The 2,836-nt window shown below is 66.0% G+C and carries 4 protein-coding genes; all 4 read right to left on the bottom strand.

Features of this window, described 5'->3' with window-relative positions; translation table 11 throughout:
* A partial coding sequence (locus tag CVO76_RS17190; protein WP_244186124.1) for a Clp protease N-terminal domain-containing protein occupies nucleotides 1-1,232 on the bottom strand: 1,232 nt, incomplete at its 3' end.
* 123 nt (nucleotides 1,233-1,355) lie between these two features.
* The gene (locus CVO76_RS00865) at nucleotides 1,356-1,685 is read right to left on the bottom strand and encodes a histone-like nucleoid-structuring protein Lsr2 (protein WP_133080093.1); all 330 of its coding nucleotides are present in this window, start codon (nucleotides 1,683-1,685) and stop codon (nucleotides 1,356-1,358) included.
* Between the two features lie 87 nt (nucleotides 1,686-1,772).
* Nucleotides 1,773-1,928, bottom strand: coding sequence for a hypothetical protein (locus CVO76_RS00860; RefSeq protein ID WP_347876219.1), 156 nt, complete (start codon nucleotides 1,926-1,928; stop codon nucleotides 1,773-1,775).
* Nucleotides 1,929-1,972: 44 nt separating this feature from the next.
* The coding region (locus CVO76_RS00855) for an amino acid--tRNA ligase-related protein (protein WP_347876218.1) at nucleotides 1,973-2,836 on the bottom strand (864 nt) is incomplete at its 5' end.

The following is a 2,836-nucleotide window of genomic DNA, read 5'->3' as shown; positions in this document are numbered from 1 at the left end:
CGGCGGATGCGCAGGCGCGCCCCCGCCTCGTCGATGAGGTCGATCGCCTTGTCCGGCAGGAAGCGGTCCGAGATGTAGCGCTCGGCCAGCGTCGCCGCGCTGGACAGGGCGCCGTCGGTGATGGACACGCGGTGGTGCGCCTCGTAGCGGTCGCGCAGTCCCTTGAGGATCTCGATCGCGTGGGCCACGGAGGGCTCGGCGACCTGGATCGGCTGGAAACGGCGCTCGAGCGCGGCGTCCTTCTCGATGTGCTTGCGGTACTCGTCCAGCGTGGTGGCACCGATGGTCTGGAGTTCACCACGGGCGAGCATCGGCTTCAGGATCGACGCGGCATCGATGGCGCCCTCGGCCGCACCTGCGCCCACGAGGGTGTGGATCTCGTCGATGAACAGGATGATGTCGCCGCGGGTGCGGATCTCCTTGAGGACCTTCTTCAGCCGCTCCTCGAAGTCGCCACGGTACCGTGAGCCGGCCACGAGGGACCCGAGGTCCAGCGTGTACAGCTGCTTGTCCTTGATGGTCTCCGGGACGTCGCCGCGGACGATCGCCTGGGCGAGGCCCTCGACGACGGCGGTCTTGCCGACGCCGGGCTCACCGATCAGGACGGGGTTGTTCTTGGTGCGTCGGGAGAGCACCTGCATGACGCGCTCCATCTCGGACTCGCGCCCGATGACGGGGTCGAGCTTCGATTCGCGCGCCGCCTGCGTCAGGTTGCGGCCGAACTGGTCCAGCACCACCGAGCCGGCAGGGGTTCCCTCCTGCTGCGGACCGCCGGCGGCAGCCGGCTCCTTGCCCTGGTAGCCGGACAGCAGCTGGATGACCTGCTGGCGGACACGGTTGAGGTCTGCGCCGAGCTTCACGAGGACCTGCGCGGCGACGCCCTCACCCTCGCGGATGAGGCCGAGCAGGATGTGCTCGGTACCGATGTAGTTGTGGCCGAGCTGGAGTGCTTCCCGCAGGGAGAGCTCCAGTACCTTCTTGGCCCGGGGGGTGAAGGGGATGTGACCGGACGGGGCCTGCTGGCCCTGCCCGATGATCTCCTGAACCTGCTCCCTCACGGCACCCAGCGAGATGCTGAGCGACTCCAGGGCCTTGGCGGCGACACCCTCGCCCTCGTGGATCAGGCCAAGCAGGATGTGCTCGGTGCCGATGTAGTTGTGGTTGAGCATGCGGGCCTCTTCCTGGGCCAACACGACAACTCGACGGGCACGATCTGTAAATCTCTCAAACATGAGACACACACTCCTAGCTAACGCGTAATTCGATGCTACGGGTACGGCATGAGCTTTGGGTGCGTGTTCGCCACAGGCGAGATAACGCCGGAGGGCTTCCCCTCCGGCGCCACGTGGTGGTGGTCAGCGCTGGGCGGCGCGGTAGGCCTCGACGATCTCGCTGTTGACGCGGCCTCGGGAGGAGACGTTGTAGCCGTTCTCCTTGGCCCATTCGCGGATCTGGGCGGCTTCCTGGTTGCGGGAGGCGGCCGGGGCGCTCGAACGCTGCTGCTTCGGGGAGTTGCTGCGACGGGCTGCCCCGACGTACTCGGCGAGGGTCGCGCGGAGTTCCGAGGCATGCGTCTCCGAGAGGTCGATCTCGTACTGCACGCCGTCGAGGCCGAAGCGCACGGTTTCGTCGGCTTCCCCGCCGTCGATGTCATCGATGAGAATGATCTTTACCTTCTGCGCCACAATGCTCTCCTTATTAAGTTCCTCGATATCAATGCCCCATGAATTAGTATGCGGCATTGATGAATCGAGGTCAAAAGAAGAGCATTCCTAACTCGGATCGATTTCTTGGCCGTCATTCTTTTCCCGCGCGGCCTCGCGGTTCCTCGCGTCCTCGGCGTCCTGCATTTCCTCGGCACGTGCCAGCGCCTCGCGTTCGGCGCGGTCGGCATTGAATATGGCCTTGATCACGAAGTAGAAAAGCACTGCCAAGCAGGCTGAGGGCAGGAGGACCGCTACATATTCCACCGCTACTGACCCGCCTCGGGCTTGAGAATCGGGAAGAGGATGGACTCGCGAATTCCGACGTTCGTGAAAAGCATCACGAGCCGGTCGATTCCGAGACCGATGCCGCCCATCGGCGGGGCCCCGTATTCGAGGGCCCGCAGGAAGTCCTCGTCCAGCTGCATGGCCTCGTCGTCGCCGGCCGCGGCCTGTCGGGACTGCTCCGTGAGCCGCTCCCGCTGGATCACCGGGTCGATGAGTTCGGAGAAGGCCGTGCCGCGCTCCATCCCGCCGATGATGAGGTCCCATGCCTCGATCAGCCGCGAGTCCTCCCGGTGGGGCCGGGCGAGCGGCTGCGCCGACGGCGGGTAGTCGTAGACGAAGGTCGGCTGGATGAGGGTCGGCTCCACGATCTCGGAGAAGAGCTCGAGCACCACCTTCTCCGCGCCCCAGGCCGGGTCCAGCGAGACCTCGTGGCGTTCGGCGATCGACCGCAGCTCCTCGAGTCCGGTGTCCGGCGTGACCTCCTGGCCCACCGCGGCGGACAGACCGGGATAGACGCCGAGCCACGCCCACTCGCCGTCGAGGTCGATCGTGCCCTTCGCGGTCTCGATGGTGCGTGATCCCAGCAGGTCGGCGCAGGCGAGGATCATCTCCTTCATGCGGTCCGCCATGACGAACTGGTCGGCGTAGGCCTCGTAGCACTCGAGCATCGTGAACTCCGGGCTGTGCGTGGAGTCCACGCCCTCGTTGCGGAAGATCCGGCCGATCTCGTAGACGCGGTCGATCCCACCGACGACGGCGCGCTTCAGGTACAGCTCCAGGGCGATGCGGAGCGTCATCTTCTGGTCGAAGGCGTTGAGGTGGGTCTCGAACGGCCGGGCCGTCGC

The organism is Arthrobacter agilis, assembly GCF_002953615.1.
Lineage (GTDB): Bacteria > Actinomycetota > Actinomycetes > Actinomycetales > Micrococcaceae > Arthrobacter_D > Arthrobacter_D agilis_B.
Note: the sequence above shows the minus strand (reverse complement) of the source record. Positions and strands in the feature narration are given on the sequence as shown.